Genomic DNA, 25,866 nt, shown 5'->3' on the forward strand with positions numbered 1-25,866 from the left:
TTAAATTAGGGCAGCCATATACGTTATCTAATCAATTCAGCTATAATCAAATTTCATACATGAAGATTTCATTAGGCCTCGCCGACTTTTTTATACTTGCCCTGGTGTTACAGGGATTGGTATTGGCGGCCTTGTTATTATATACATCAAAAAAGATAAGCAGTAACCGATGGATCGCCTACTTTATTTTGGTTGTAGCAGAAACTACATTGTTTATGGAGTTTCAATACTCCGGGTTATCGCAAAAACATTCGGAGCTAATTCCATTAATGTTGGTTTTAAGACTAGCTATAGGGCCGCTGCTTTATTTTTATACACGTAGCCTTACCTACGGCGATAGGAAATTAGGTTTTAAGGATTACATCCAATTTTTGCCGGTGTTGCTGGATATGCAACCACAGATAATTTACTTGCTATATATTACAGGCATTCTTTCAATCCCGGCGGTAACTGATTTTTATTTCCTTCCGCAAACGCAAAACTTTTTATTTAACCATACTATATTTGATAACCTGCCAACTTTTTTATCATTGGTCATTTATTCTACATTAAGTTATCGCATGGTTAACAAGGCAATTGCTGGTGGCGGCTTATCAAAATACAAACTTGCCGATTTAAAATGGGTGAAAAACCTATTATATGGCTTTTTTGCCCTGGTAGTAATCTATACATTTAATACTGTTTTAATAGCCACAATAGGCTGGAATGGTTATATAGCGTATTTCTTGTACATACCAGTAACGCTGTTTATTTATTGGGTCGGCATGTCAACCTATTTTAGGCAGACCAAAATGTACGGCGACGATGTTTTGCAATATAATGCCATCCCGGCAAAAGTTTATTATTCAGATAATGAGGCGGTAAAATACCATCAGTTACTGGTTGCGCTGATGGAAAAAGACAGACTTTATTTAGATCCGCAACTAAAGCTGGACGTACTGGTTGCCAAATTGAATATACCTGAAAAATTAATATCCAATTTGTTAAATCAGCATATCGGCAAAAACTTTAATGATTTTGTGAATGAGTATCGCATAGCAGAAGCTAAAATCAAACTAATGGACCCAGCCTTCAATAAATTTACCATAGCCGCTATTGCCTACGAATGTGGTTTTAACTCGCTGGCTACATTTCAACGCTGTTTTAAACAGTTTACAGGTACTACACCCAGTAAATACCAAAATGGATTTTCTTCAGTCGACTTGCAGGTAAATACTACTCAAATCCCGATTTGAGTAGGCAAGTAGTATTGTAAAAGGCTCTTTTGTACAAAAAAACCAGTGCCAATTATTTGTACAAATCATTAAACTAAACCCGAATGAAACGCCTTTTATCACTGCTTTTACTTTTTGCCGTATTTTACTGTCAGGAGGCTCATGCGCAATCAGCCAAAATTGATTGGGATGAATGGGGCGTACCCCACATAATGGCCAATAATGAAAAAGACCTGTTCTTTGCCCAGGGCTGGGCCGAGATGCAGGCGCATGCTAATTTAGTACTTCAACTATATGGCGCGGCGCGAGGCAAGGCCGCCGCTTATTGGGGCGATAAATATGAACAGTCGGATATGCTGGTGCATAGCATGAACTTTTCGCACATCGCGCATTTACAAAGTAAAACTCAAAATCAAGAACTAAGACAAATTATAAGCTCATTTATAGCAGGTATGAATGCTTACGCCAAAGCCCATCCCGAAGCTATCGACAGCGATAAAAAAATAGTTTTGCCCATTACGCCCAATGATGTAAACCTGCAATGTCTGTTTGTATTTGTACTACGCTTTACGGGTGGTAAAGAATTTGGCATTATTCCTGATTGGCAGGATATGGGATCAAATGCCTATGCTATCGGTGCTAAAAGATCAGCATCACACAACGCGATGCTTGTTGCCAACCCGCATTTGCCCTGGGGCGGTGAATTTACTTTTTTTGAATCAGAGCTTACTTTAAATGGCAATGCGGTTTACGGTGCGGATTTGGTGGGTTTCCCGGGAGTAGCTATTGGTTTTAATCAACATCTCGGCTGGACACATACTGACAATACTTTAGATAATGCCGATAGCTTTGAATTAACCCTAAAGGATGGTGGTTATTTGATGGATGGCCAAAAGCATGAGTTTACTACCCGAAACGACACGGTATGGGTAAAGCAAGCCGATGGAAAGATTTTAGCTAAACCAGTTAAATTTTATAATTCTGCATTTGGTAATGTGATGAAAATGGGCAAAAGCAAAGCGCTGGCATTAAAAGTAGCCGGTACAGACAGCCCTAACGCTTTGCTCGAATGGTGGAAAATGGCTACCAGCCGGAATTTTAATGAGTTTGAATCAGCATTAAAAATGCAGCAACTCCCGTTTTGGAATGTTTTATATGCTGATGATGCCCATAATATATTTTATTTATTTAACGGCCTCGTGCCCAAAAGGCCACATGGTCCTTACGAATACTGGGACACTATTATCGATGGCGACTCATCCAAAAAAATATGGAGCAGCTATTTAAAATATGATGAATTACCAAAGTTAAAAAATCCGGCTTCGGGTTGGCTGCAAAATGCTAATGACCCGCCTTGGACAGTGACTTTGCCAAGGGAGTTGAATCAAAAAGATTATCCAGACTATATAGCACCGGATAGAATGGAATTACGCCCGCAACGTGCTGCGAATATGATTTTGGCTGATAGCTCAATTACTTTTGAACACCTTATTGACTATAAACTATCAACCCACGTTGAACTTGCTGACCGGGTATTAGGTGATTTGCTTGGCGGAATTGATAGAACATCATCGCCCATATTGCAGGAGGCAAAACAGGTGCTAAGTAAATGGGATCGGAATGCTGAGAACGACAGCAAAGGAATGGTACTGTTTTATGCCTGGGCAATGGCGTTCCATCCTTTTAATGACTATAATTACAGGGTTATGTGGAATCACGATCAACCTAATACAACCCCTATGGGTTTACGGGACGTGAAATGTTGTGAGGGATTGCTTGAACATGCAGCCTTGCAGGTTAAAAGTGTTTATGGCGATCTTGCCGTTCCGTGGGGAACATTCAGTAGATTAAACAGAAATGGTATTGATTTGCCCGCGAACGGGACTGAGAGTGCGCTCGGCGTATTCAGGGTAGCTAATCCACAGGTTTTAGGAAAAACGGCTAATGTTGTTTCGGGGGATTCGTGGGTAACTATAGTCGAGTTCGGTAAGCGGGTTAAAGCTAAAGTGTTATTAGGCTATGGTAATTCATCGCAGGCAAATTCGCCGCATAATGGCGATCAGCTAAAACTATTTTCGGAGAAAAAACTCCGTGATGCCTGGTTTTATCCCGAACAACTCAAGGGGCACATAGCTTATACCGAAATTAAACAGGGGCAAACCTTTATCAGTAGTAAATAACAAACTCAATTAATATCAATAAATATGAAAAGATACTTAATCGCATTTACCCTGATTGTTTTAACACAATCACTATGCAACGCTGCAAACATAAAATTAGCCAATAACAAATATTGTTTAACCCAAAATGATTCATTGGCTAACTACATAGGAAAGTATAAATTTAGCGACCGTGAGGTTTATATTCATATTGACGTTGTTAATGGCGATTTGGTGGGAACACAGTTATGGGATGGAAACAAAGTACAGTTTAAACGTTTACACGACGATGATTTCATCGTCATTGGCTATGACTGGTCGGTAAAGTTTCTTCGGGACACGGATAAAAAGGTAACTGGTATATTGGTTAGGGGCACAGACAGACTAATAAAAATTAGCCAGTAAAGGCCAATCTTTAAGAGCCTGCTGGTGTATATACATTAGCAGGCAAACATTTAGCTAGTCTGTGAGTTTAACAAATGATTTATTACAGCTAATATCATTTGAATTTGAACATTTATACCAAAGCAGTACAGCACAGGCTGTCTTGTAAAAGATTTCCTTTATTGAAATTTACTTTTTTCGTGCTGTTTGTCAGTATGCAGGGCTTGGCTTATGGCCAGATTCAGGAAACAAGGGATTCGATCAAGGCCGACTCGGCACATGCTAAGAGCATCAAAAAAATGCAAATAGCCAACAATATTAATAAACAGTATGATTTTGGCGATCTTACCCGGAATGTCATTCATCCGCACAAAAAAGCTGATACCCTTAAAAAAAGTTCGGGTATTATAGTAGTGCCTAATGTTGCTGCTAATCCTACCATTGGCGAACAGCTTGGCATTAAAGCCGTAGCAGGCCGAAGATTAGGTAATGACCCTAATACCTATTTATCGGTTGCTGCTACATCAGCTTCGATTACCAGTAAAGGGATCATTTATTTTTACGTAAATCATAACATATTTACCCCCGGCAATAAATGGAATTTTCAGGGTAACCTTGTCATTGCAAAAACGGTAATACCTGATTATGGCTTAGGGATAGGCCGTGGTATTACAGGAGGTAGTGCAGCAGATGATATACTTGCCGATCCGGAACACAAAGCTTACTCCGTACACTCCATGTATTACGATATTAGAGAAAAAGTATACAAGAATGTGGCGAAAAATTTATTTTTAGGCGCGGGACTTGATTTTGCTATCAGGCGTAATATCACAAATAAGGATACCGTGAATAATGCTACGCCATCCAGCGTATATAATAACCAGCATGGGTTCCCTCAAGATCATTATTCATCAAATGGATTTTTATTTGATGCAGAATATATCTCTCGTGATAACCCTAATCGTGCCTACAAAGGTATTTACGCCGATTTGGGCCTGCGCATTAACCAAACCTGGATAGGCAGTACCAAAAACGAGGTACAATTAAACTCTGATTTCAGGAAATACTTTAGTCTTTCTGATAGCAACCCTGAAGAAGTGCTGGCTTTTTGGAACTGGGGTTCATATCTTATAAGCGGTAATATTCCTTACCTGGAATTGCCCGGCACCGCAAGGGATATAACTTTTAGGAGCGGAAGAGGATATACTACCCAATACTTTAAAGGCACACAGTTTAATGATACCGAATTAGAATATCGCTTCCCTATTTTAGCGAACAAATTTATAAGCGGCGTTACCTTTGTTAGCGCGCAAACCGGTAACGATGAGCAAGGCACAAAAATTTTCCAGGTATTTCAACCGGGTTATGGTGCCGGTTTAAGGGTGTTGTTTAACAAAGCAACCAGAACTAACCTGGCTCTTGATTATGCTTTCGGCAGATTTGGCAATAGAGGCTTCTTCCTGAATTTGAATGAGGCGTTTTAATTGATCCAATCAATACTGCCTTCAATAAGATGCCTTTAATTGAAAGATTAAAGGCATCTATTACTTAAGCGGCTTTACTTTGTTATTAAACTTAGTTGAAGATCAGACCGCATGAATCGTAGCCATTATTTAGCGGCACGTCTGAAAATGTAATAGTGCTGCCACTAACTACCCCCTGTATTGCCGCGAATGGTCCTTCCAGCACAATAGGTTGTCCCGGCATTGCTCCGCCTGTTACATCTACCACTACTGTTGAGCCATTTGAAACAGGGTTAAAGTCGTATACATAAACAGGGGAGCCTGATATCACACTTTCAGTACCCGAAATACTTACACCATTTACGGATATGGTAAACAGGGTTGTAACCCAATGTTCAGCCGAAACCTCAAAAGTATAAGTAATGGTGGGGTTAGTGAATGGGATATACCACAAAGGATTGTACGCAGATGCATTGGGTAACTTAGCGGAAGCGAGTACTGTTTTACTGTCGATGCTATTGATTTTGCCTGATTTTAGACTATTGTTTGCTGAACTAATATTAAATATCAATACAAACAAGGTAACTAATAAAACGATGAATTTAATCTGGATTACTTTTTTGTTAGTTTTCATAATGAATTAATTTTAGGTTATGGTTTAATTGGTAGTAGCCGCTGGCTAATGATTAGTTTAGGTTGTTAATGTCAAATTAGGCATCTTAATATTGTTAATTGTCAAAATGATAAAAATCAATAAGTAAATGAAAATATAGTATAGATTAAATATTTGCTATACTGAAATATTTTAAGGCAGTTAAACGAAATAAGTAGAATATATTTTCAATACTCCATTGTCATAAGCTTTGAACTTATATCTTTACGGCGGAGGATTACGCGAATGGGATTACCGTTAAGAATAACTTTTAAAGACAATGATTACGTTTACCAAATAATTGATAGTAAACATATAAATCATAATACTACTGAAATTGAGCTATTACTCAACGGTGAAAAAATCGGTATTGTAAGAGATATAAAACTGGTTTGGAAACAGAAAGAAGGCGCTCAGGAATTGGATTCGGAGTTGATACAGGCTTTAGGCCGGTCAGTTTCCTTGCGTTTAAGGATGTAGCAAAAAGCAGCTAATCTTTCGATTAAAGGCTTTCTATGTATTGATAAAACAATACTCATGGTAGATTTTACTTAATCTATTACCTCAATTTTACTTTTTGTGAGCCGACCATTAAATAACAGTCGCCGCTATCCAATATCTGTTTTCCGTTTGTTCGGGATAACTCAAATCTCTTTCCGTCCAGGTCAAAAGTATACACTACCTTTCGCCTTGTTTAATCAGCTTCTTTTCAAAAAACAAGTTCTTATCGACTGCTGGGGGATGCTTGAAAAAGCATTAGAATAACGAGAGCGGCTTGAGATATAAAATAAAAAACCCAAAAGCCAATTCACGATTTTAAAAAAATAATGATTGACCTTTGAGCCTTTTAAAAACTAAAAATCACTAAAAAAAATTAATTATTTCTTCTTAGTGGTATCTTTCTTTGCAGTATCAACTTTAGCGCTGTCAACTTTAGTGCTATCAGTTTTAAGTTTAGCTGAATCAGCAGATTTAGCTGAGTCAGCAGCTTTTAAAGAATCTGCAGCAGCAGTTGATGATTTGCTTTTGCAAGCTGCAAATGAACAAGCGATAGCGATAGCTAAAACGCTAACTTTGATTGAATTTTTCATGTTTTTTTGTTTTTTGTGTATATAAATTGTGATTAATTATTTCTTATTTATCGTTGTTGGCTTTAAAAAAACGTCCCCTGCACAGCCTGTATTCCCATTTTTAATTGCCCTGTTTTAGTAGTTAATACTTCAAAATTAAAAAGGTAACCCATGTTTTCAAAAAATAAATATAATTTCTATGGAACTAGTAGTTTATTGATATATTTGCATCATAATAGTTCTTTAATACTTATCCAGAAAGACAGAGGGAAAGGCCCGATGACGTCTTAGCAACCTGTAACCTTACAAGGTGCTAAATCCTGCTTCGCTTGCGAAGAAAGATAAGATGATGATAGATTTAATATCCTAATAATGGGTATTTCTCCTGCTTCGCTGTGGTAAGTATTTTATTTAATTTAAAGCACAGCAACATGAAAATCTATCTCGACAACGCAGCAACTACACAACTCGACTCTGAAGTATTTAGCGCAATGACTCCATATTTATTAGAGCATTACGGCAATGCCTCTTCGCATCATGCTCATGGCCGCGAGGCTAAACGGGCTATTGAACAAGCAAGAAATACTATAGCAAGCCTGATTAATGCTGATCCATCCGAAATTATTTTTACCGGAGGAGGTACCGAAGCCGATAATACCGCTTTAATATCAGCCGAAGGCAGAAGGATTATCACAACACCTTTAGAACACCATGCGGTATTGCATGCATTAAACAAACCACATTATCTATCTGTAAACAATAAAGGCGAAATCAACCTGACAGAACTGAAACTTTTACTTAGTGATGGTGTGCCGTCTTTCGTGTCCATCATGCATGCCAATAATGAAATTGGGGTTGTTAATGATATTGAGGCTATCGGCAGGTTGTGTGAAAGCTACGGTGCGATTTTTCACAGCGATACGGTACAAACCATTGCACACTATCGCCACGATCTGCAAAAATTAAAGGCTCATTATATTACCTGTTCGGCCCATAAATTTCATGGTCCAAAGGGAGTGGGATTTTTGTATTGTCGTAAGGGCACAAATTTATCACAGTTATTACATGGCGGTTCGCAGGAGCGAAAATTGCGTGCCGGGACGGAAAATATTGCCGGTATCATCGGCCTTGCTAAAGCTTTTGAGATTGCCTGTCGGGGTATAGATGAACATAAGCAACATATCCAAGGCTTAAAAAGTCGGCTTGTTGAAAGGTTGAAAAATCTACCTGGTATCACATTTAACAGTACGTCGGCTACTGAAGATAGCCTTTACACGGTGTTGAGTGTGAATTTTCCTTCAACCGGTATTGATCTTTTGGCTTTGCTTGATCAAAATAATATTTCCGTATCAGGCGGCAGCGCATGTTCAACTGGGTCTGCATCGCATGTGCTTCAGGCTATAAAAAGTGATAGATTAAAAGATACCGTCCGCTTTTCGTTCAGTAAGTTTAATACTGCGGAAGAAATAGATTACACCGCTGATATATTGTATAAGTTATTTAAGGTGACTAATAATAAAATCAGAGAAGTTGAATATTCGATCTAAAACAACACAAGCAATGCCAATTCCGATAACTACCGATAGTTCTATCGTTAGTTTTCTGATCACGGCTTTATCCTTAATGTTTCTCCAAACAAGAGGTAGATTAATGACCGCGCTTGCCAAAGACGAAATAATAGCAACATTTCCGGCAAGGGAAGCCGTGATCTTTCCGTGCATGGCCATAGTTGCCGCGGCTGCTGTAGTACTGGCGCTACTTACCAACCCGCCAAATAAGCCGGTTGCCAGCAATCCATAACTGCCAAAAAAACGGTTGAGCAAAGTGCCGCCGATGGCTATTAAAATAAATAAGCTACCGAAGCCTAAAACCTTCTTGATAGATATGGGTGAATCTAAAGCTAAAGGGGCGTCATTGCTGGTTAGCTTACCTTCCAAAACCTTATCTCTAATAATAAAAAAGAATGCAACCAATGACATGGCAGCGAGTGGGATTAGCGTAGCGCTTAATGATGCCGGTACAAAAATTGTAGCAATAATCAGGTTCCGTGCAAACATGGCTATTGTGGTAAGCAGGCAAAGGGATGTCATTTTTGATGACAAATTTGACGATTGCGCCCTTGAACTAACCTCCGCAACGGTAGCGCTGCTATTCACCAATCCACCGAAAATAGCACCCAGATAAAGTCCACTGGTACTAAATATCCGTAGGCAAACGTAGTTAACAAAGCCAATTCCAGCTATCGCGATGATGCTGATCCAGGCGTCACTTGGGTTAAATAATTGCCAGGGATCAATATACCTGTTCGGTAAAATGGGATAAATTACAAAGCCAATCAATCCCAATAAAATAGCGCTTCGGATCTCTGAGGGTTGAAGCCCGCCTGCGAAACGATTAAGCTCCGTTTTCCAGGCTAATAGCATGGTCATGATGATGGCTCCGGCCACAGGAGTGAACATGTGCCCAAGCCCTACTAAAGCACCTAATATAAAGTTTACAATTAATGCCGCTGATGTTGTGATCTCAAGTGTTTCTTCGACAATTAAACTGCGGGTATTCATGCCTATTACCAGCAGAAAAACACCTACCATCGCAGTAATAATAAACTCAGTACCAATTAAGGCTGATAATGTGCCTAACAAAGCAACAATAGCAAACGTACGGATGCCGGCTTCTTTGTGCGACCATTTTCGCTCCATCCCAACAAGCATGCCTATACCAACCGATACAGCCATCTTTAACGCAACAGGAGCTGCCGGATAATGAAGAAAATCAGGGCTCATTTACAAATTTAAGCATTTTCAACTTAAATGAGGCGTGAGAACGGGTTCGAACCGTTGTAAGAAGTTTTGCAGACTCCCGCCTAACCACTCGGCCACTCCGCCTTATTGTTTAAAAGTTTAGGGTTTTTATTAAAAAATAATTCAGAAAAACAGGGGAGGAGCTGTAAATGGCAGCAGCAATTTATGCTCCTTCCACTGTTCTTGCTGAATAACCAAACTAAAAAAAACTATAAATCAACTAATTATCTATTTCCACTTAGATAATTGAGGTCAGAAGCGGATTTGAACCGCTGTATCAGGTTTTGCAGACCTGTGCCTAACCGCTCGGCCATCTGACCTAATAAAATACTACTTATAGCAATAAGCTAATTAATTATGCAGGTAAAATTTAACAACAACAACAGCTATACATACCCTTCGGACTAAAGGATATTCGGATTGAGATCGCGGTGTTTATTTTGCTGTGTTGGATCATTTAATTAATGTCTACCAATTTTATAGACATTGCAAATGTAGAGATTAAATTATTAACTCAAAATTTATTTTACTTTTTATTTTTTGATGGGATGGCCAATAGAAATTCTATAATGGCAGGTTAATAATTCAAGTGATTCATTGATAGCCCAGGTTAAATAATTATCCTCTCAACCTTATATTTTCATTCACCGCTTGTTCCACAATTCTGCTTAGTGTTTCTTTATTGCCGGGGATGCTTACATCAACAGCACCGTAGTTATTTAGCACATCTGCTGCTTCCTGTGCTTCCCGAATGGATAGAGCATGAACAGTAAGAATAGTGCCATTTTGTGCAGCAACAACGTGTGCTTTGGCTTCTGCTTTATCTTCAAAAAGATGTTTGAAAAAATCCGCCACTTTTTCGTCTTTACCAACTAAATGCAGATCTATATTCGCATTTTCAAAATCGTTGGCTAGGAGGTACAAACTCGCATCTTCGGCCAAATTGAAATCTTTAAATATTCCGATCACTGTTATCATTCCTAATCAATAGATATTGACGTTTAATTGTTTTTAAATAAATCGTTATGAGAGTTTTTAACCAATATTATTTTGCTATTAAACGCAGGCAAGCCCTCAATTTTTAAATCGAAGGCTTGCTAATTTTTCTATTCGTTCGAATGTAATAGCATAGCCTTGATATAGGCTGAACTATTAAAATTAATATATACCGTTTTTATGGTTGATAAGCGAATTTGCCTGCTCGAGCGTCATTCCAAAATGATCAGCTATTAATTGAGGTGGATTTGAAGTCATCCAGTCGTTCAACGATAGTTCCTGATAAATAGGACTGTTAAATAGTACGATCAATTTTAAAGTTTCTGTCCCGGTGTTTTCAATATAATGGCCATAGCCCTGCTTTATAAAGGCAACCATCCCTTTACTGTAAGGCATTGTTTTTACACGCCCGTGCGAACCAAAAATGCTTACCTCTCCTTTTCCTTCCATTACATATTGCCACTCGTCGGCATTAGGGTGCCAGTGCAGCTCCCGCATTGCTCCCGGTTCAATTTCCATTAACATAGAAGTTATGGTTTGCTGTATAGGGAATTCCAAAGAAGAAACTAGTTTTACCGATCCACCTTTGAATTGTTGGTAAACCCCGTCTTTAGCCATGCGGAACTTATGCGAAGAATTACTGTAAGGAATAGCCGGGTTAATGTTTTTTGGCCTTGGTTCTACAGCAATTTTGCCAACACCAATATACAATTCCTTTTTAGGCAGATTAGCAAAAAGGCTGGCCGGTAATCCGGTGTTGCGGGCCATAATATCCGGAGAAATATGACTCACCCAATCCGTAATACTAAAGGTACCGAATTCAGAGAAGTGACCATTGTCAAAACCTAATAAAAAATGACATGGTTTATCTCCAAGGCATTGTAGCATATGCCCATGTCCTTTTGGGAAATACCAGATATCACCTTTTTCAAAATCATCGGTTGAGGTGGTGCCGTCGGGGATAATGACGGTCGTGCGTACTTGGCCGTCCAAAATATAAGCCCATTCAGCAGCGATAGAATGCCAGTGCATCTCACGAAACGCGCCCGGTTGTAAATACATCGATACACCCGCTATGCTCTGAGAAACTGGAAACTCTTCAACAGTAGCCTCTTTTGCTGAACCGCCCTCACTTTTATAGCCAGTGCTTCCATTCTCAATATCATAAACAAAATCTTCCAGTGGTTCCTGCACTTTCGCGATTGTTTTTTTAGCCAGAGCAGGAGATAAGCCCTTTGCTTTTAGATTTTCGGGTATGAAGGTGCCAATGCTGGCTGCTGCTGCAACCAAGCCTATTGAGGATAAGGATGCTGTTGTGAGAAACTTGCGTCTTGAGTTTTCCATGATTTTTTGATTTAATATAAAGCAAACGTAGAGAACAAAGTTTGAAAATAAAAATTAAACATCATATGTTTTATTAAATCATATGATGAAATTGTAAATTCTAATCTTGCTTTAATCTGAATGTTAAAATAGAGTTAATAATAGGATTTTAGGATTGAAATGACAGAATCAGTGTAGTTTTATTATGGGATGAATTCAAAAAGTATTATAGATGTAGAAATGTTTTTGAATTGAGTTTTTGTGCCTGAACATAAAACATCGTATGTTTGGTATTGCATACATATAAGGCAGCTTATGAAACTTTACGATAAAATAGTCAGCCGGATAAAGGAGGATATCAATACAGGGAAATTTAAAGCAGGTGAAAAAATACCTGCCGAGCCTGAACTGATGAAATTATATACCGTTGGCCGCTCAACCATAAGGGAGGCCGTAAAAACATTGGCTATGTCGGGTATTCTTCAGGTGCAGCAAGGCTCCGGCACATTTGTTAACACCAATATTCAGGATGTCAGCATTGAACAGCGTTTACGCCGGGCTGACTTTGATGAAATAAATTCAGTGCGGGCTTTGCTGGAGAAAGAAATTGTGAAGCTGGCTACGCTAAACCACACCCAAGCTCAAATAATTGAGATTGAAGAGGCGCTGGAGCAACGTAAAGTCGCTATACATGCGGAAAATCCCCAGGAAACCGCGGATGCTGATATTAAATTTCACATGGCTATTGCCCATGCTGCAGGCAACACGGTGTTGTCTGAGTTATATTATAGTTTTACGCTTATTCTTCGTAGCTTTTTTTCTGCGAGAGAGGTACAGGGTATTAGTCACTTCGCGATGAACCACCATCTTCACGAGCAATTGTATAAAGCAATCAAAAGCGGAAAGGTTAACCAGTCGCAGGCCGTGCTCCAAAAGATTTTGGATAATAATTACTAAGTTGTGTAAGCGATCTAATAATTTGAAATAGTTATCTCCCAGTTTCCGGAACTTGTACAAATCGTAAAATAATTATCACCTATTTGTAATTTACTGCAATCGATTGCATTTCTAATATTTTTATTGATATTTGCCGGGTATACCATTATAACCACAGTAGGTAACCGTCATAAATTACTCTGAATGAAAATCGATGTTAAACAACTGTTTTTAATAGGCATAGTTTTATGCATTAACCAATTATCACTGGCGCAGGTGCGCTTGCCGCAATTGGTTAGTGATGGCATGGTTTTGCAGCGGGATACCAAACTAAACATCTGGGGATGGGCATCACCGGGCGAAAAGGTCAACATTAAATTCCATCAAAAAAACTATAAGACCACCACGTTACCCAATGGCAAATGGTCGGTATTTATTGGCGCGATGAAAAGTGGGGGGCCTTATACCATGGACATCAGCGCATCTAATCATATCATCATTCATGATATTCTGGTTGGGGATGTATGGTTTTGCAGCGGACAATCGAACATGGTGTTGCCGATAGAACGGGTTAAAGAGAAATATCCGCAGGAAATAGCGAAAGCGAATTATCCCGAGATCAGGAACTTTTTTATTCCCACAATATCCAATGTAAGTCAGGTTGCTGAGGATCTTCCTAAAAGCAAATGGATCGCTTGTGATTCTAATACTGTGCTTCAATTTGGTGCCGCGAGTTATTTTTTCGCAAAGCGATTGTTTGATAAATACCACATCCCAATCGGCATCATCAATTCCAGTGTTGGTGGCACACCGATACAGGCATGGATAAGCGCCAACGGATTGAACGATTTGCCAACTTACCACACCCGGGTTATCCAATTACAGGATGCTGCTTATCTGCATCAGCTTCAGCAGCAACCTCGAGTAAATGATGTAGAAGTGAACAGGCAAATAAACCTGCGCGATAAAGGGCTAAACGGCGAAAAGCCTTGGTTTGATACTACCTATAAAGCTTTAAACTGGCATCATTTCTGGCTGCCAGGCTACTGGGCAGATCAGGGCATAAAAGGTCTGAACGGTATTGTGTGGTTCCGCAAGGAAATTAACCTGCCTGCATCCATGGCCGGTAAGCCGGCAAAGCTTTTTATGGGACGTATTGTTGATGCGGATGATGCTTATGTAAATGGTGTATTAGTGGGTTCAACAACATACCAATACCCTCCCCGCAGATACATCTTACCTGCAGGCCTTTTAAAAGCAGGCAAAAACATCATCGTCACAAAAATAAGTAATACCGCTGGCAAAGGTGGTTTTGTGCCGGATAAGCCCTATTTTTTAAGCGTTGGAAAAGATACCATTGATCTTCGTGGCGATTGGCAATACCAGGTGGGTGAGGTGTTTGAGCTACCTAAAAACCCATCAGCTCATGAGCCTTTTGTAGCGCAAAATGAGCCTGCGGGACTTTATAACACCATGGTTGCACCGGTTATTCCTTATAAAATAAAAGGCATAGTATGGTACCAGGGTGAATCAAATACCGACAAGCCTAATGATTACAAGAAATTATTACTTGCACTTATCGCCGACTGGCGCAAAAAATGGAATGAAGGTAATATTCCATTCATTTACGTGCAGCTGCCTAATTTTATGGAAGTGCAATACTCACCGTCGGAAAGTCATTGGGCCGAATTAAGGCAAGCTCAACTACACGCGTTATCAATGCCCAATACGGCAATGACAGTTAACATCGGGCTTGGCGAATGGAACGATATACATCCTTTAGATAAAAAAGATGTAGGCGATAGACTGGCATTAGCTGCGGAGCATTTAGCCTACGGCGATACGGCTATAGTGAGCTCTGGGCCCATTTATAAATCCGCTAAAATAGAGGACAATAAAATCATCATCAGTTTTACCAGTGTGGGTCACGGGTTAAAAATAAATAACGGCAATGAGTTAACGCAATTTGCCATTGCGGGGGCCGACAAAAAATATGTTTGGGCGCACGCCATCATTAAAAACAACCAGGTAATTGTTTGGGGCGATGCCGTTAGTCACCCTTTGTATGTACGATACGCCTGGGCCGATAATCCCGAAGGCGCCAACTTATACAATGTTGATGGATTGCCAGCATCACCATTTTCTACAGACCCAGATCAATAAGATAACCGGTATTAAGCAAATTAGTCGCCGTTCTTTTTTGTTGAGGAACGTATGATCAGTTTTGGTTTAATGCTGATGATCTTAGGCACAACCTCAATCTCCTCTTTGTTTTCCATCTCCTGAAAATAAAGATTGGCGATGGTTTTACCCATATAGCTACTGAATTGGTCGATGGTAGTGATGGATGGGCTGGTTAACTCCGTAAATGCCTCGTTCGAGTAGCCGCAAATGCCTAATTGACTGGGTACTTTAAATCCCATTGCTGTAGCTACCTCCAAAACACCCAGCGCTGAGAAATCTGATGTTGACGCAAATATGGCATCCGGTGGTTCACTTATACTTAATACTTTTCTTGTTGCTTCAGCGCCCAATTCTTTGGTCCATGCATTTTCAACAATAAGTTCGTCAATTATTGGCAGATCATATTTTTTCAAAGCATTTAGATAACCGGTTTTACGTTGCCTGAAAATTTGCAGGTTTTGCGGCCCCTCCAACAAACTAATCCTTTTATAACCCTGCTCAATCATGTGCGAAACCGCCTCAAAGGATGCTTGCTCATTATCATTAATAACTTTCAGGGTTTCCAGTTCATCCGCTACACGGTCAAATTGTATCAACTGAATACCATGGTCCAGCACATTTTGCAAATGCTGATAATCAGTTCCGTCAACCGATACCGATATTACAATGCAATCCACATGTTGGTTAATCAGCGTGTTTACGCATTTAATTTCTTTACTCTGCGATTCGCTGGATTGGCAGATGATTAAATTGTAATCCTTTTGATATGTCGCTTCCTCAATCCCGGCTATTACATTCGAAAAGAAATTCTGGTTAATGCGTGGTACTACAATGCCAATAGTTTTTGAATGCCCCTTGCGCAAATTGGAGGCAAGTGTATTACGTTTATAATTTAGTTCTTCAGCTGTTTTTAGGATGAGCTTTTTGGTGTTTTCATTTACATAATTGCTGTTATTCAGCGCTCTTGAAACGGATGAGGCAGTAATATTCAGCTTTTCAGCTATGTCATAGATAGTGGTTCTCTTCTTGTTTTTCATCTTTAGGTAAGATAATAAAAATAATTTCGACAATCGATTGCAGAATACAAAATTTTATATAATTTCGTTTTAGAAATCTTCACCAAGATATAAACTAAATTATTCATTTAATATAAACCGTTATATACAGCGTATATGTTATTATTAGGCATAGATATAGGCACGTCGTCAACAAAAGTAAGCGTTATTGACGCAACTACGCAAAAAACCGTAGCCTCCGCGCAATATCCCGATATTGAAGCGCCTATACTGGCCCTTAAATCCGGCTGGGCAGAACAGTCGCCCGAGACGTGGTGGGATCAGGCTCAGCAGGCCCTGGCTATCTGCAATAACACAGGTAAATACAATCCCGCTAATATCGGTGCAATAGGTATTGCCTACCAAATGCACGGCTTGGTTTTAGTTGATAAAAATCAGAAAGCCCTAAGAAACAGCATTATTTGGTGCGACAGCCGCGCGGTTGAAATTGGCGAAAAAGCTTTTCATTCCATCGGCGAGGAAAATTGCCTTAGTCACCTTTTAAACTCCCCTGGTAATTTTACCGCCTCAAAATTGGCATGGGTTAAAGAGAATGAGCCGGAAATATATGCGCAAATAAATAAGATAATGCTTCCGGGCGACTTCATCGCGATGAAACTCACCGGCGAAATCACTACATCTGTATCTGCCTTATCCGAGGGCATTTTTTTTGACTTTATCGGCAATCGATTGTCTAAAGAAATTGTCGAGTATTTTGGCTTTGATGAATCCTTTTTTCCCACAATAAAACCGGTATTTTCTGTTCACGGAAATTTACAGGCTTCTATAGCCCAAAAACTAAACTTAAAACCCGGTATCCCGGTAAGTTATAAAGCTGGCGATCAGCCCAATAACGCGCTATCATTGAACGTATTAAACCCGGGAGAAGTAGCCGCTACGGCAGGTACTTCAGGTGTTATTTATGGTGTGAGTGATCAGCTAGCTTATGATAAACAATCGCGGGTAAACACCTTTGCACATGTTAATTATACAGAGGAACAAAAACGTTTAGGTGTTTTACTATGTATAAATGGCACCGGTAGTATGTATCGTTGGGCCAAAAATAGCTTTGGGGTAGGCTTAAGCTACATGCAAATGAATATCGATGCGGTTAATGCCCCTGTTGGCTCTGATGGTTTACAGGTATTACCCTTTGGTAATGGCGCCGAGCGTATGCTAAATAACAAACAAGTAGGCGCGCATTTGCATAATATCGATCTGAACCTACATACACAAGCTCACTTATTCAGGGCTGTGCAGGAGGGGATTGCCTTCGCATTCAGGTACGGGCTTGATATTATGCGCGAGAATGGAATGACGCCAACGGTCATCCGCGCAGGAAAAAATAACCTGTTTTTAAGCGAGCTCTTTACCGAAACATTTGTTAACGCGACAGGCGTACCCGTTGAGCTTTATAAAAATGATGGTAGTGTTGGCGCGGCGCTTGGCGCGGGTATTGGCGCGTCTGTTTTTTCATCTGCTGCCGAAGCATTTAAAAATATGCACCCTGTTCAGCTTATTGAACCATCAAAATCACAACACCTGGAACCTTTTTACCAGGAATGGCAGGCATTGCTTAAAACACAACTCTTAAATAATTAATAAATACAAATAAATATAATTGAAATGGCAAGTATAGTAACAGGTGACAAAGAGTTTTTTAAACAGATCGGACAGATCAAATACGAAGGGTTACAATCTGACAATCCTTTAGCGTTCAGGTGGTATGACGCAAATAAAATCGTTGGTGGCAAATCAATGAAAGATCATTTGCGCTTTGCCTGCGCTTATTGGCATTCATTTGTAGGTAACGGTGCCGATCCTTTTGGCGAACCTACTCACATTCATCCGTGGGATGCAAAGGCTGATGCTGTTGAACGCGCCAAAGACAAAATGGATGCAGCATTTGAGTTCATCACCAAAATGGGGATGGAATACTACTGTTTCCATGATGTTGATGTGGTGGATTATACCAATGACGTGAATGAAAACGACAGACGTTTACAGGCTTTAGTTGACTATGCTAAACAAAAACAAGCAGCTAGCGGTGTAAAATTACTGTGGGGTACTGCCAATTTGTTCAGCAACAAAAGATATATGAATGGTGCTTCAACCAATCCTGATTTTCATGTGTTAACCCATGCAGCTGCCCAGGTAAAAGCGGCGATAGATGCTACCATAGCACTTGGCGGCGAAAATTATGTTTTTTGGGGTGGACGCGAAGGTTACATGACCTTGCTTAATACCGATATGAAACGCGAGCAAGAACATTTTGCACGTTTTTTACATACTGCAAAAGATTACGCCCGCAAACAAGGCTTTAAAGGTAACTTCTTTATCGAACCAAAACCTTGTGAGCCAACTAAACACCAGTACGACTATGATGCCGCAACAGTGCTTGGCTTTTTACAGAAATACGATTTGTTAAATGATTTTAAGTTAAACCTGGAAGTTAACCACGCTACATTAGCAGGCCATACTTTTCAGCATGAATTACAGGTGGCTGTTGACTCGGGTTTATTAGGGTCGATAGATGCAAATCGTGGCGATAACCAAAATGGATGGGATACCGACCAATTCCCTAACGATATTAATGAGGTTACTGAAGCTATGCTGATTATACTAGAAGCAGGTGGCTTTGCAGGTGGAGGTATAAACTTTGATGCAAAGATCCGCCGTAACTCAACAGACCCGGCAGATTTATTTTATGCCCACATTGGCGGTATGGATCTTTTCGCCCGCGCATTGATCTCCGCTGATAACATCCTGAAGAAATCTGATTACAAAAAAGTACGTACAGATCGTTACGCTTCATTTGATGCAGGTAAAGGAAAAGACTTTGAGAACGGCAAGCTAACGCTTGAAGAGCTAAAAGCCTACGCGATTGCCAATGGCGAACCAGCCACAATAAGTGGTAAACAGGAATATATAGAAAATTTGATAAATAGATTTATATAGTTTATTATTGCATCTACCAATAATAACCGTCAAAATAACATCTTTTAATTATTAAACCCTGATTATGACTAACAGATTAAGCAATGGTGACTACGCCGTATTTTTCATCTACTTTATAATAGTATCCTTTTATGGTTGGTGGGTATACAAGCGTAAAAACAAAAGCGATGCCACATCCAAAGGCTATTTTTTAGCCGAAGGTTCATTAACATGGTGGGCAATAGGTGCATCACTAATCGCTTCAAATATCTCTGCCGAACAAATGGTGGGTATGAGTGGTTCCGGCTTTAAAATGGGACTAGCCATATCAACTTATGAGTGGATGGCATCGTTAACGCTGGTTATTGTAGCTATATTTTTCATTCCTGTTTATCTGAAAAATAAAATAGCCACTATGCCGCAGTTCCTGCATCAGCGGTACAATGGTACTGTAGCTATGATAATGGCTATATTTTGGCTAATGCTTTACATTGTTGTAAACTTAATGTCGATACTTTACTTAGGTGGGGTTGCTATAGCGGGTATTTCAGGGCTAAGTCTAAAATTAGTAATTGTAATGTTGGCGGCTTTCTCCATAATTATTACCCTGGGTGGTATGAAGGTTATTGGTTATACCGATGTTGTACAAGTATTCTTCCTGATATTAGGAGGGCTGGCAGCCAGCTACATAGCCTTGCATTTGATAAGTGAAAAATCGGGTACTACGGGGCTTTGGAACGGCTTTAAGCTGCTAAGGGCAGATGCCGGGGATCACTTCCATATGATATTTAAAAAGGATAATGCCAATTACCTGGATCTGCCGGGCCTTAGCGTACTTATTGGCGGTATGTGGATCACTAATCTTAACTATTGGGGCTGTAATCAATACATTACCCAAAGGGCGCTTGGTGCCGATTTGCCAACCGCCCGTGGTGGTTTGTTATTCGCTGCTTTCCTGAAGTTGCTGATGCCTGTGATTGTAGTACTACCCGGAATAGCCGCGTACGTGCTTTATCAAAAGGGTATGTTCCACCAGGAAATGATGAGTTCTAAAGGTGTTTTAGATGTTAATAAGGCTTATCCTTCGGTACTTAATTTATTGCCAAATTATCTTAAAGGGCTTTCATTCGCGGCTTTAACAGCGGCTATTGTAGCATCGCTGGCGGGTAAAGCCAATAGTATAGCTACCATATTTACATTGGATATATACAAAAAGGCGATAAAGGTAGATGCAACAGAAAAAAACCTGGTAAATACAGGTAAGGTGGCCGTAGTGGTTGCCATGGTATTGGGCGTTTTGTTATCTTTTGTTATTGGCGATATGCTGATGGGCGAAGGCAAACAGGGTTTCCAATATATCCAGGAATATACAGGCTTTGTATCACCGGGTATATTTGCCATGTTTATTCTGGGTTTCTTCTGGAAAAAGGCAACTTCAAATGCTGCATTATTCGCTACTATAGGCGGGTTGGCATTCGCTATTGTATTCAAGTTTTTGCCTTATTGGACCAACCTTTCCTTTATGTCGCCTTACGGTTTTTCAAAATTGAATGCCGATGGTGTATATGAAATCCCTTTCCTGGATAGAATGGGCTTTGTATTTATAATATGTATTGTTGGGATGTATATCATCTCCATGATTGAAAACTCAAAAGGCCTACGTACAAACGGATTGGAAGTGGATGCATCCATGTTCAAAACCAATAAAAGTTTTACAATTGGCGCTATCGTAATTTGCGTTATTCTGACAGCACTTTACACTATCTTCTGGTAGTATAAATAACGTCTAAATAAAAAAAGCGATGGGTTTTTATAACTCATCGCTTTTTTACTTAGACCGAAATGCAATTAAAAACCGATAGAGTTCCCTCCGTCAATCGGTAAAATAACACCGGTTACATATTTAGCAGCATCTGATGATAGGTAAACAATAGCTTCGGCAACATCCTCTGGCAATCCTAATTTGCCCATCGGTGTTCTTGATAAAACTTTTTGTTTACGCTGCGGGTCACTGTCCAATGCTTTTGCCGACATGTTGGTGGCAATAAATCCCGGTGCCACGCAGTTTACCCGTATGCCTTCCGGCGATAATTCAACAGCCATGGCTTTTGTCATCCCCTCAATCCCGGTTTTAGCGGCGGTATAAGCAATTACATAAGGTATACCATATTGCGCCGCCATGGAGCTTATATTTATTATGCTCCCCGATTTCTCCTTCAACATAGCCTTGGCTACCTCTCTGCTTAAAGCAAAAACCGAGGTTAAGTTAGTTTTAATGACTAATTCAAATTCTTCATCAGTTACTTCGGTAAAGGCTTTTTTAAGGTTGATACCTGCATTGTTTACCAGTATATCAATCTTACCGTATTCATTTACGATGTTTGCTATTAGTTCAGGTATAGCTTTTAGGTTACTTAAGTCGCAAACTTTATAGTGGCATAGCTCGCCCAGATTTGCGGTAACCTCTTTTAAATTCTGTTCATTCCTTCCTATAATAATCGTTTTGATATTATTTTCAACCAATTTAGTGGCAGTCGCCAACCCCAACCCCGATGCACCACCGGTTACGATGGCTATTTTTAATTCAGTATCCATTTAAATATTTAATATACTATCCTTTTTTCCTTGATGAATCACGCACGATCAATTCCGAACGTAATATCAGGCTATGCGTTTGTTGTAGGTCGTTATTATGATCGAGGTGGCCAATTAATACTTTGGCGGCCACTTCGCCCATTTCATATCCTTTGTAATCTATGGTAGTCAAATTGGGTTCAATTACACAAGAGGTAGGATCATTATTAAAGCCCGCGAAGGCAATATCCTCCGGTATTTTTATTCCTTTCGATTTTAAAACCTGCATACAGCTGATCGCGCAAAGATCATTCGAAGCAAACACCCCGTCAGGCCTTACCGCCATTTGTACTATTTGTTGGGCTGCTTGTATACCTGCATGTGCACTGAGGTCATTAACAATAAGCAGGTCATCGTCAAAAGCGATCTGATGATCTTCCAATGCTTTTTTATAACCATTAAACCGGTCCCGGTAAACATTGCGCAGTTGGTTGCCGCTAATATGCACAATGCGCTTACAACCCTGTTCAATTAAATGTGTGGTGATGTTATAGGCCGCCTTATAATTATCAATAAAAATACTTGGGCAATGCTCATGCTCTACCACACGGTCAAAAAATATTACCGGGATACCCCTTTTAATAAATGCCTCAAAATGATCAATGTTATTGGTATCGTAAGCCAGCGAAACAAGTAATCCGTCAACACGGTTATTAAACATGGCTTTGGCATTGCTCACCTCTTTTTCCATGGTCTCCAGCGATTGACTGATGAATAGATTATACCCCGATTCATTAACTACCTTTTCAATCCCCGCAATCACATCCGACATAAAATTACTGTTCAGCCGCGGTACAATAACACCAATGACATTACCACGTTTGGTACGCAGGCTGCTGGCGAATGAATTGGAACGATAGCCCATTTCATCTGCCGCTGCTAGTATTTTCTTTTTGGTGTTCTTGTTTATTCCAGGATGATCCTTTAGCCCCCTGCTCACCGTCGCGGCGGATATATTCAGCTTTTGGGCAATATCATATATGGTAACTTCTTTTTCGGGGTTACTCATTATTACAGTTGATTTAAATAATTACAATCGGTTACAGCGCATATAATGCTAAATATTAAGTATTATATGTTAAAAAACTATTAAAATTAACATTAATAATTAGACTGGATAAGTTTATTTTTAAATTTATGCAATCGATTGCTAAAGATATATTTTTTATCTCTATCTTCAATCAAGTAAAATGTTAAAAATTTAAATAAGCACGAAAAAGATCTTAGACTGATGAGCTAACAGGAATATTCCCGATGCTGGAAACGGTGTTTATTTTATCAACCTAAAAAGAATATAATTTATAAAGTATATGTTTAATAATTTAGAACAAACCTTCCGTTGGTTTGGCCCGAATGACCCGGTAACCTTAGCCGCCATAAAACAAGCAGGCGCAACTGGTATTGTAAACGCCCTGCATCATATCCCTTGCGGCGAGGTATGGTGCGTAGATGAAATTAAACAACGTGATGCCATTATTAAAGCGGCAGGTTTTAACTGGTCGGTAGTGGAGAGTGTTAATATTCATGAAAGTATTAAAACAGCCGGTAGTTTAAGAGATCATTATATAGAAAACTATATAACCACCATTAACAACTTAGCCGCCGTAGGTATTAAGGTAATTTGCTACAATTTTATGCCCGTGCTCGACTGGACACGTACCAATCTTGATTTTCGGCTGCCAAATGATGCGTCTGCGTTGAGGTATGATGCACCGGCAGTAACAGCCTTTGATTTGTATATTTTGGAGCGTGAAGGAGCTTATGCTGATTTTAGTGAACAACAGCAACAAGCCGCGAAAGCTTTTCTGGATGGTATCAGCGCAGCAGAAAAAGAACTGTTAACTAATACCATAATGGCTGGTTTACCCGGTACCGATGAGGTGTTTACGATTAATGAATTTAAAGAGCATCTTAAAAAATATCAAGATACCGATGCGAATAAACTAAAAGAAAACCTTGCTTACTTTTTAAAGGCGATCATCCCTCACGCAGAAAAAGCAGGCATAAAAATGTGTATCCACCCGGATGATCCGCCATTTCCGATACTGGGTTTGCCAAGGGTGGTTAGTACGGAAAAAGATTTGACCGATGTTGTCGCGTCTTGCCCATCGCCGAATAATGGTATCACTTTTTGTACAGGGTCGTTAGGCGCAAGGCCCGATAATGATTTGCCGGGTATAGTAAGCCGGTTGGGTGAGCATATCCATTTTCTACATTTGCGAAATGTGCAAAGGGAAGCCGATGGCAGTTTTTACGAAGCTGATCATTTAGGTGGTAGCAATGATATGTACGCCATTATGAAAAACGTGATTTTGGAACAACAAAAGCGGGTTGCAAGCGGTCGTGGAGATATTGCTATCCCGATGCGCCCGGATCACGGGCATAAGATATTAGATGATTTTAGTTACGATACTTATCCGGGCTACTCAGTAGCGGGGCGATTAAAAGGCCTAGCCGAATTGAGGGGATTGGAGATGGGGATTAAAAGGAGTATTGTCTGAGTTCTAAGAAAATGTTTAAAATAAGCGTCATTGCGAGGAACGAAGCAATCTCTACATAGGCAGGGCGATTAGAAGGGTTGAACCTGTAGAGCAACTCTGTAAAGTATAGAGATTGCTTTGTTCCTCGCAATGACGACAGTTGTATCACTTAAAATACCTGCTTGCGAAATCAATAAAGAAAGGCCAGTTAGGTACATCGGTATGCCCGCTGCTGTGCTGGCGAAAAGCAAGATCGCCGTTGGTAAGCGAAGTTTCAACAGGTGGAAAATCGGTTGTGCCTAAATCTTTTTTACCCAACAGTTTGTAAACTGGCCCTGCGGCAACGGCTGCCATAAACATTCCCCTGGCATCAACCCAGCCATCACCTTTCTGTCCTCCGCTAATGAATACCGGCCTTGGCGCGCAAAGCGCAATTAATTCGTGCGCATCAACCGGCATATCGTTCCAATGCAAAGGCCCTGCGTATTTTAGAAAATTGCCTGCCATCCAATGATATTCACCTGCGCCTGCTACATTTTCTACTAACTCCCCGGCATTACGGCGCGACAGTTTAGCACCGCCTTCGCCCGAAGAACTTACATAAGCAATAGCAAATCGCTGATCATAAGCCATTGTAACCAAAGTCGCCTTGCCAAAGCGCGAATGCCCTTCAAGTCCTACTTCCTTTGCATTTACCGCCTTATCGCTTTCAAAATAATCCAGGGCACGGCTGGCGCCCCATGCCCATGCTCTTAACGCGCCCCAATCATCCGGCTTGCGCGGCTGTCCCTTATTCATTAAGCCGATAATGCCTTTGGTTAATCCTGCTCCGTTATCGGCCTGCACACTGGTTGGATAAATAATGGCGCACCCCCATCCTTTAGCCAAAACCTGTTGTTGCCAGCTTGGCCCCGCAGGCATAGCCGGTGCTTTTACATTAGGTTGCTTTGGAAAATGGAATCCCGGAGGAAATACAAAACCAAACTGCATAATTACGGGTACCGGGCCAGTGGCGTTAGTTGGTGTTGATAGCGTTAACTGTATATTAATCGTATCCAAAGGATAGGACGAATTATCTACATGCCCAACCAGTTTTTTAGTAATAACGGGGATATCACCAATTTTTTCATGGGTGATGCTAATCACCTCCCAGTTAACTTTAGGGGTGTTTGCGGGCATCCTGCCATATATCTCCCGGTCAAAATCTTCCACAATTTCAGGTCGGCGTTTGTTCCACCATTGTTTAGCGGTGTTTACCGGTTTGCCATTGTTCATAACCAGCGGGTTAGGAAGGTTGGGATATGGGTTTGCTTTAGCTTCATCATAATTGGCCGCATTTGGAGCCGTTGGATTGTTGCCGTCTGCACCCGGGCGTAGTGATTTAATATGCAATTGATCCATCATGTTTTGATGATCTTGCTCTGCTGTAAAGTTTACTGGCGGCGCATAAGTGGGGGTATTATTTTGACCAAAAACATTTGTAAAAGAAAACACTATCAGGAAAAATGAAATTAAGTTTTTCATACTGTTTTAAATTAATCAAAATAGCAAAGGGCCGCTATTACGACCCTTTGCCAA

21 protein-coding genes, 2 tRNA genes and 1 riboswitch are annotated in these 25,866 nt (G+C 40.2%); of the genes, 12 read left to right on the forward strand and 11 right to left on the reverse strand.

Going from position 1 to position 25,866, the window contains the following annotated elements; translation table 11 throughout:
* Window positions 1-59 precede the first annotated feature (59 nt).
* The 4 genes from GSQ74_RS05845 to GSQ74_RS05860 all read left to right on the forward strand — a co-directional run bounded on the left by GSQ74_RS05845 (window position 60) and on the right by GSQ74_RS05860 (window position 5,241).
* Window positions 60-1,235, forward strand: coding sequence for an AraC family transcriptional regulator (locus GSQ74_RS05845; RefSeq protein WP_158991008.1), 1,176 nt, complete (start codon window positions 60-62; stop codon window positions 1,233-1,235).
* An 83-nt stretch (window positions 1,236-1,318) separates the two neighbouring features.
* Window positions 1,319-3,394, forward strand: a complete 2,076-nt coding sequence (locus tag GSQ74_RS05850; protein WP_158991010.1) for an acylase — start codon at window positions 1,319-1,321, stop codon at window positions 3,392-3,394.
* 24 nt (window positions 3,395-3,418) lie between these two features.
* Window positions 3,419-3,778, forward strand: coding sequence for a hypothetical protein (locus GSQ74_RS05855; protein ID WP_158991012.1), 360 nt, complete (start codon window positions 3,419-3,421; stop codon window positions 3,776-3,778).
* 161 nt (window positions 3,779-3,939) lie between these two features.
* A complete protein-coding gene (locus GSQ74_RS05860) occupies window positions 3,940-5,241 on the forward strand; it encodes a hypothetical protein (RefSeq protein WP_254060818.1) in 1,302 nt (433 codons plus the stop codon).
* Between the two features lie 91 nt (window positions 5,242-5,332).
* Here the strand turns inward: GSQ74_RS05860 and GSQ74_RS05865 are convergent, their stop codons facing one another.
* Entirely contained in the window at window positions 5,333-5,854 is a 522-nt protein-coding gene (locus tag GSQ74_RS05865; RefSeq protein ID WP_158991014.1) for a hypothetical protein, read from the reverse strand.
* 264 nt (window positions 5,855-6,118) lie between these two features.
* Here GSQ74_RS05865 and GSQ74_RS05870 point away from each other — a divergent pair, with 264 nt between their 5' ends.
* Entirely contained in the window at window positions 6,119-6,352 is a 234-nt protein-coding gene (locus GSQ74_RS05870; protein WP_158991016.1) for a hypothetical protein, read from the forward strand.
* A 398-nt stretch (window positions 6,353-6,750) separates the two neighbouring features.
* Here GSQ74_RS05870 and GSQ74_RS05875 read toward each other — a convergent pair whose 3' ends face one another.
* The gene (locus GSQ74_RS05875) at window positions 6,751-6,963 is read right to left on the reverse strand and encodes a hypothetical protein (protein ID WP_158991018.1); all 213 of its coding nucleotides are present in this window, start codon (window positions 6,961-6,963) and stop codon (window positions 6,751-6,753) included.
* A gap of 226 nt (window positions 6,964-7,189) precedes the next feature.
* Window positions 7,190-7,290, forward strand: a riboswitch (SAM riboswitch).
* 83 nt (window positions 7,291-7,373) lie between these two features.
* Here GSQ74_RS05875 and GSQ74_RS05880 point away from each other — a divergent pair.
* Entirely contained in the window at window positions 7,374-8,489 is a 1,116-nt protein-coding gene (locus tag GSQ74_RS05880; protein WP_158991020.1) for a cysteine desulfurase family protein, read from the forward strand.
* On the opposite strand, the gene GSQ74_RS05885 is transcribed toward GSQ74_RS05880, so the two are convergent.
* From GSQ74_RS05885 to GSQ74_RS05905, 5 genes are all read right to left on the reverse strand, one after another.
* The gene (locus GSQ74_RS05885) at window positions 8,439-9,725 is read right to left on the reverse strand and encodes a DUF4010 domain-containing protein (RefSeq protein ID WP_158991022.1); all 1,287 of its coding nucleotides are present in this window, start codon (window positions 9,723-9,725) and stop codon (window positions 8,439-8,441) included. The two genes, GSQ74_RS05880 and GSQ74_RS05885, sit on opposite strands and share 51 nt — an antisense overlap.
* A gap of 30 nt (window positions 9,726-9,755) precedes the next feature.
* Window positions 9,756-9,827: transfer RNA gene (locus GSQ74_RS05890), tRNA-Cys, on the reverse strand.
* A gap of 165 nt (window positions 9,828-9,992) precedes the next feature.
* Window positions 9,993-10,063 (reverse strand) — tRNA-Cys (locus GSQ74_RS05895).
* A 298-nt stretch (window positions 10,064-10,361) separates the two neighbouring features.
* Window positions 10,362-10,721, reverse strand: a complete 360-nt coding sequence (locus tag GSQ74_RS05900) for a hypothetical protein (RefSeq protein ID WP_158991025.1) — start codon at window positions 10,719-10,721, stop codon at window positions 10,362-10,364.
* A 180-nt stretch (window positions 10,722-10,901) separates the two neighbouring features.
* Entirely contained in the window at window positions 10,902-12,083 is a 1,182-nt protein-coding gene (locus GSQ74_RS05905) for a cupin domain-containing protein (RefSeq protein WP_158991026.1), read from the reverse strand.
* Between the two features lie 294 nt (window positions 12,084-12,377).
* Here GSQ74_RS05905 and GSQ74_RS05910 point away from each other — a divergent pair, with 294 nt between their 5' ends.
* Window positions 12,378-13,019: a FadR/GntR family transcriptional regulator gene (locus GSQ74_RS05910; protein ID WP_158991027.1), complete on the forward strand. Its 642-nt coding sequence runs from the start codon at window positions 12,378-12,380 to the stop codon at window positions 13,017-13,019.
* 183 nt (window positions 13,020-13,202) lie between these two features.
* A complete protein-coding gene (locus GSQ74_RS05915; protein ID WP_158991028.1) occupies window positions 13,203-15,161 on the forward strand; it encodes a sialate O-acetylesterase in 1,959 nt (652 codons plus the stop codon).
* Between the two features lie 20 nt (window positions 15,162-15,181).
* On the opposite strand, the gene GSQ74_RS05920 is transcribed toward GSQ74_RS05915, so the two are convergent.
* Window positions 15,182-16,219 (reverse strand): LacI family DNA-binding transcriptional regulator, encoded by a 1,038-nt coding sequence (locus GSQ74_RS05920; protein ID WP_158991029.1) that lies wholly within the window; start codon window positions 16,217-16,219, stop codon window positions 15,182-15,184.
* Between the two features lie 135 nt (window positions 16,220-16,354).
* On the opposite strand from GSQ74_RS05920, the gene GSQ74_RS05925 reads away from it, so the two are divergent.
* The 3 genes from GSQ74_RS05925 (at window position 16,355) to GSQ74_RS05935 (ending at window position 20,948) form a co-directional block, all read left to right on the forward strand.
* Entirely contained in the window at window positions 16,355-17,839 is a 1,485-nt protein-coding gene (locus GSQ74_RS05925) for a xylulokinase (protein WP_158991030.1), read from the forward strand.
* 24 nt (window positions 17,840-17,863) lie between these two features.
* Window positions 17,864-19,195, forward strand: a complete 1,332-nt coding sequence (gene xylA / locus GSQ74_RS05930; RefSeq protein ID WP_158991031.1) for a xylose isomerase — start codon at window positions 17,864-17,866, stop codon at window positions 19,193-19,195.
* 64 nt (window positions 19,196-19,259) lie between these two features.
* A complete protein-coding gene (locus GSQ74_RS05935) occupies window positions 19,260-20,948 on the forward strand; it encodes a sodium/solute symporter (protein WP_158991033.1) in 1,689 nt (562 codons plus the stop codon).
* A gap of 74 nt (window positions 20,949-21,022) precedes the next feature.
* On the opposite strand, the gene GSQ74_RS05940 is transcribed toward GSQ74_RS05935, so the two are convergent.
* Both GSQ74_RS05940 and GSQ74_RS05945 read right to left on the reverse strand, forming a co-directional pair.
* Complete coding sequence (locus GSQ74_RS05940) at window positions 21,023-21,769, reverse strand: SDR family NAD(P)-dependent oxidoreductase (protein WP_158991035.1); 747 nt, start codon at window positions 21,767-21,769, stop codon at window positions 21,023-21,025.
* A 16-nt stretch (window positions 21,770-21,785) separates the two neighbouring features.
* A complete protein-coding gene (locus GSQ74_RS05945) occupies window positions 21,786-22,817 on the reverse strand; it encodes a LacI family DNA-binding transcriptional regulator (RefSeq protein ID WP_158991037.1) in 1,032 nt (343 codons plus the stop codon).
* Between the two features lie 301 nt (window positions 22,818-23,118).
* Here GSQ74_RS05945 and uxuA point away from each other — a divergent pair, with 301 nt between their 5' ends.
* Complete coding sequence (gene uxuA / locus GSQ74_RS05950; protein WP_158991039.1) at window positions 23,119-24,309, forward strand: mannonate dehydratase; 1,191 nt, start codon at window positions 23,119-23,121, stop codon at window positions 24,307-24,309.
* A 144-nt stretch (window positions 24,310-24,453) separates the two neighbouring features.
* Here uxuA and GSQ74_RS05955 read toward each other — a convergent pair whose 3' ends face one another.
* Entirely contained in the window at window positions 24,454-25,812 is a 1,359-nt protein-coding gene (locus GSQ74_RS05955; RefSeq protein WP_158991041.1) for an acetylxylan esterase, read from the reverse strand.
* Window positions 25,813-25,866 lie beyond the last annotated feature (54 nt).

The sequence above is a fragment of the Mucilaginibacter sp. L196 genome, assembly GCF_009765905.1.
Taxonomy (GTDB): Bacteria; Bacteroidota; Bacteroidia; order Sphingobacteriales; family Sphingobacteriaceae; genus Mucilaginibacter.

Coding starts and splice junctions, on each gene's coding strand:
- GSQ74_RS05865 (WP_158991014.1), bottom strand. CDS start 5,854: ATGAAAACTAACAAAAAAGTAATCCAGATTAAATTCATCGTTTTATTA.
- GSQ74_RS05945 (WP_158991037.1), bottom strand. CDS start 22,817: ATGAGTAACCCCGAAAAAGAAGTTACCATATATGATATTGCCCAAAAG.
- GSQ74_RS05925 (WP_158991030.1), top strand. CDS start 16,355: ATGTTATTATTAGGCATAGATATAGGCACGTCGTCAACAAAAGTAAGC.
- GSQ74_RS05955 (WP_158991041.1), bottom strand. CDS start 25,812: ATGAAAAACTTAATTTCATTTTTCCTGATAGTGTTTTCTTTTACAAAT.
- GSQ74_RS05915 (WP_158991028.1), top strand. CDS start 13,203: ATGAAAATCGATGTTAAACAACTGTTTTTAATAGGCATAGTTTTATGC.
- GSQ74_RS05850 (WP_158991010.1), top strand. CDS start 1,319: ATGAAACGCCTTTTATCACTGCTTTTACTTTTTGCCGTATTTTACTGT.
- uxuA (WP_158991039.1), top strand. CDS start 23,119: ATGTTTAATAATTTAGAACAAACCTTCCGTTGGTTTGGCCCGAATGAC.
- GSQ74_RS05900 (WP_158991025.1), bottom strand. CDS start 10,721: ATGATAACAGTGATCGGAATATTTAAAGATTTCAATTTGGCCGAAGAT.
- GSQ74_RS05920 (WP_158991029.1), bottom strand. CDS start 16,219: ATGAAAAACAAGAAGAGAACCACTATCTATGACATAGCTGAAAAGCTG.
- GSQ74_RS05905 (WP_158991026.1), bottom strand. CDS start 12,083: ATGGAAAACTCAAGACGCAAGTTTCTCACAACAGCATCCTTATCCTCA.
- GSQ74_RS05935 (WP_158991033.1), top strand. CDS start 19,260: ATGACTAACAGATTAAGCAATGGTGACTACGCCGTATTTTTCATCTAC.
- GSQ74_RS05845 (WP_158991008.1), top strand. CDS start 60: ATGAAGATTTCATTAGGCCTCGCCGACTTTTTTATACTTGCCCTGGTG.
- GSQ74_RS05870 (WP_158991016.1), top strand. CDS start 6,119: ATGGGATTACCGTTAAGAATAACTTTTAAAGACAATGATTACGTTTAC.
- GSQ74_RS05880 (WP_158991020.1), top strand. CDS start 7,374: ATGAAAATCTATCTCGACAACGCAGCAACTACACAACTCGACTCTGAA.
- GSQ74_RS05885 (WP_158991022.1), bottom strand. CDS start 9,725: ATGAGCCCTGATTTTCTTCATTATCCGGCAGCTCCTGTTGCGTTAAAG.
- GSQ74_RS05910 (WP_158991027.1), top strand. CDS start 12,378: ATGAAACTTTACGATAAAATAGTCAGCCGGATAAAGGAGGATATCAAT.
- GSQ74_RS05855 (WP_158991012.1), top strand. CDS start 3,419: ATGAAAAGATACTTAATCGCATTTACCCTGATTGTTTTAACACAATCA.
- GSQ74_RS05940 (WP_158991035.1), bottom strand. CDS start 21,769: ATGGATACTGAATTAAAAATAGCCATCGTAACCGGTGGTGCATCGGGG.
- GSQ74_RS05875 (WP_158991018.1), bottom strand. CDS start 6,963: ATGAAAAATTCAATCAAAGTTAGCGTTTTAGCTATCGCTATCGCTTGT.
- xylA (WP_158991031.1), top strand. CDS start 17,864: ATGGCAAGTATAGTAACAGGTGACAAAGAGTTTTTTAAACAGATCGGA.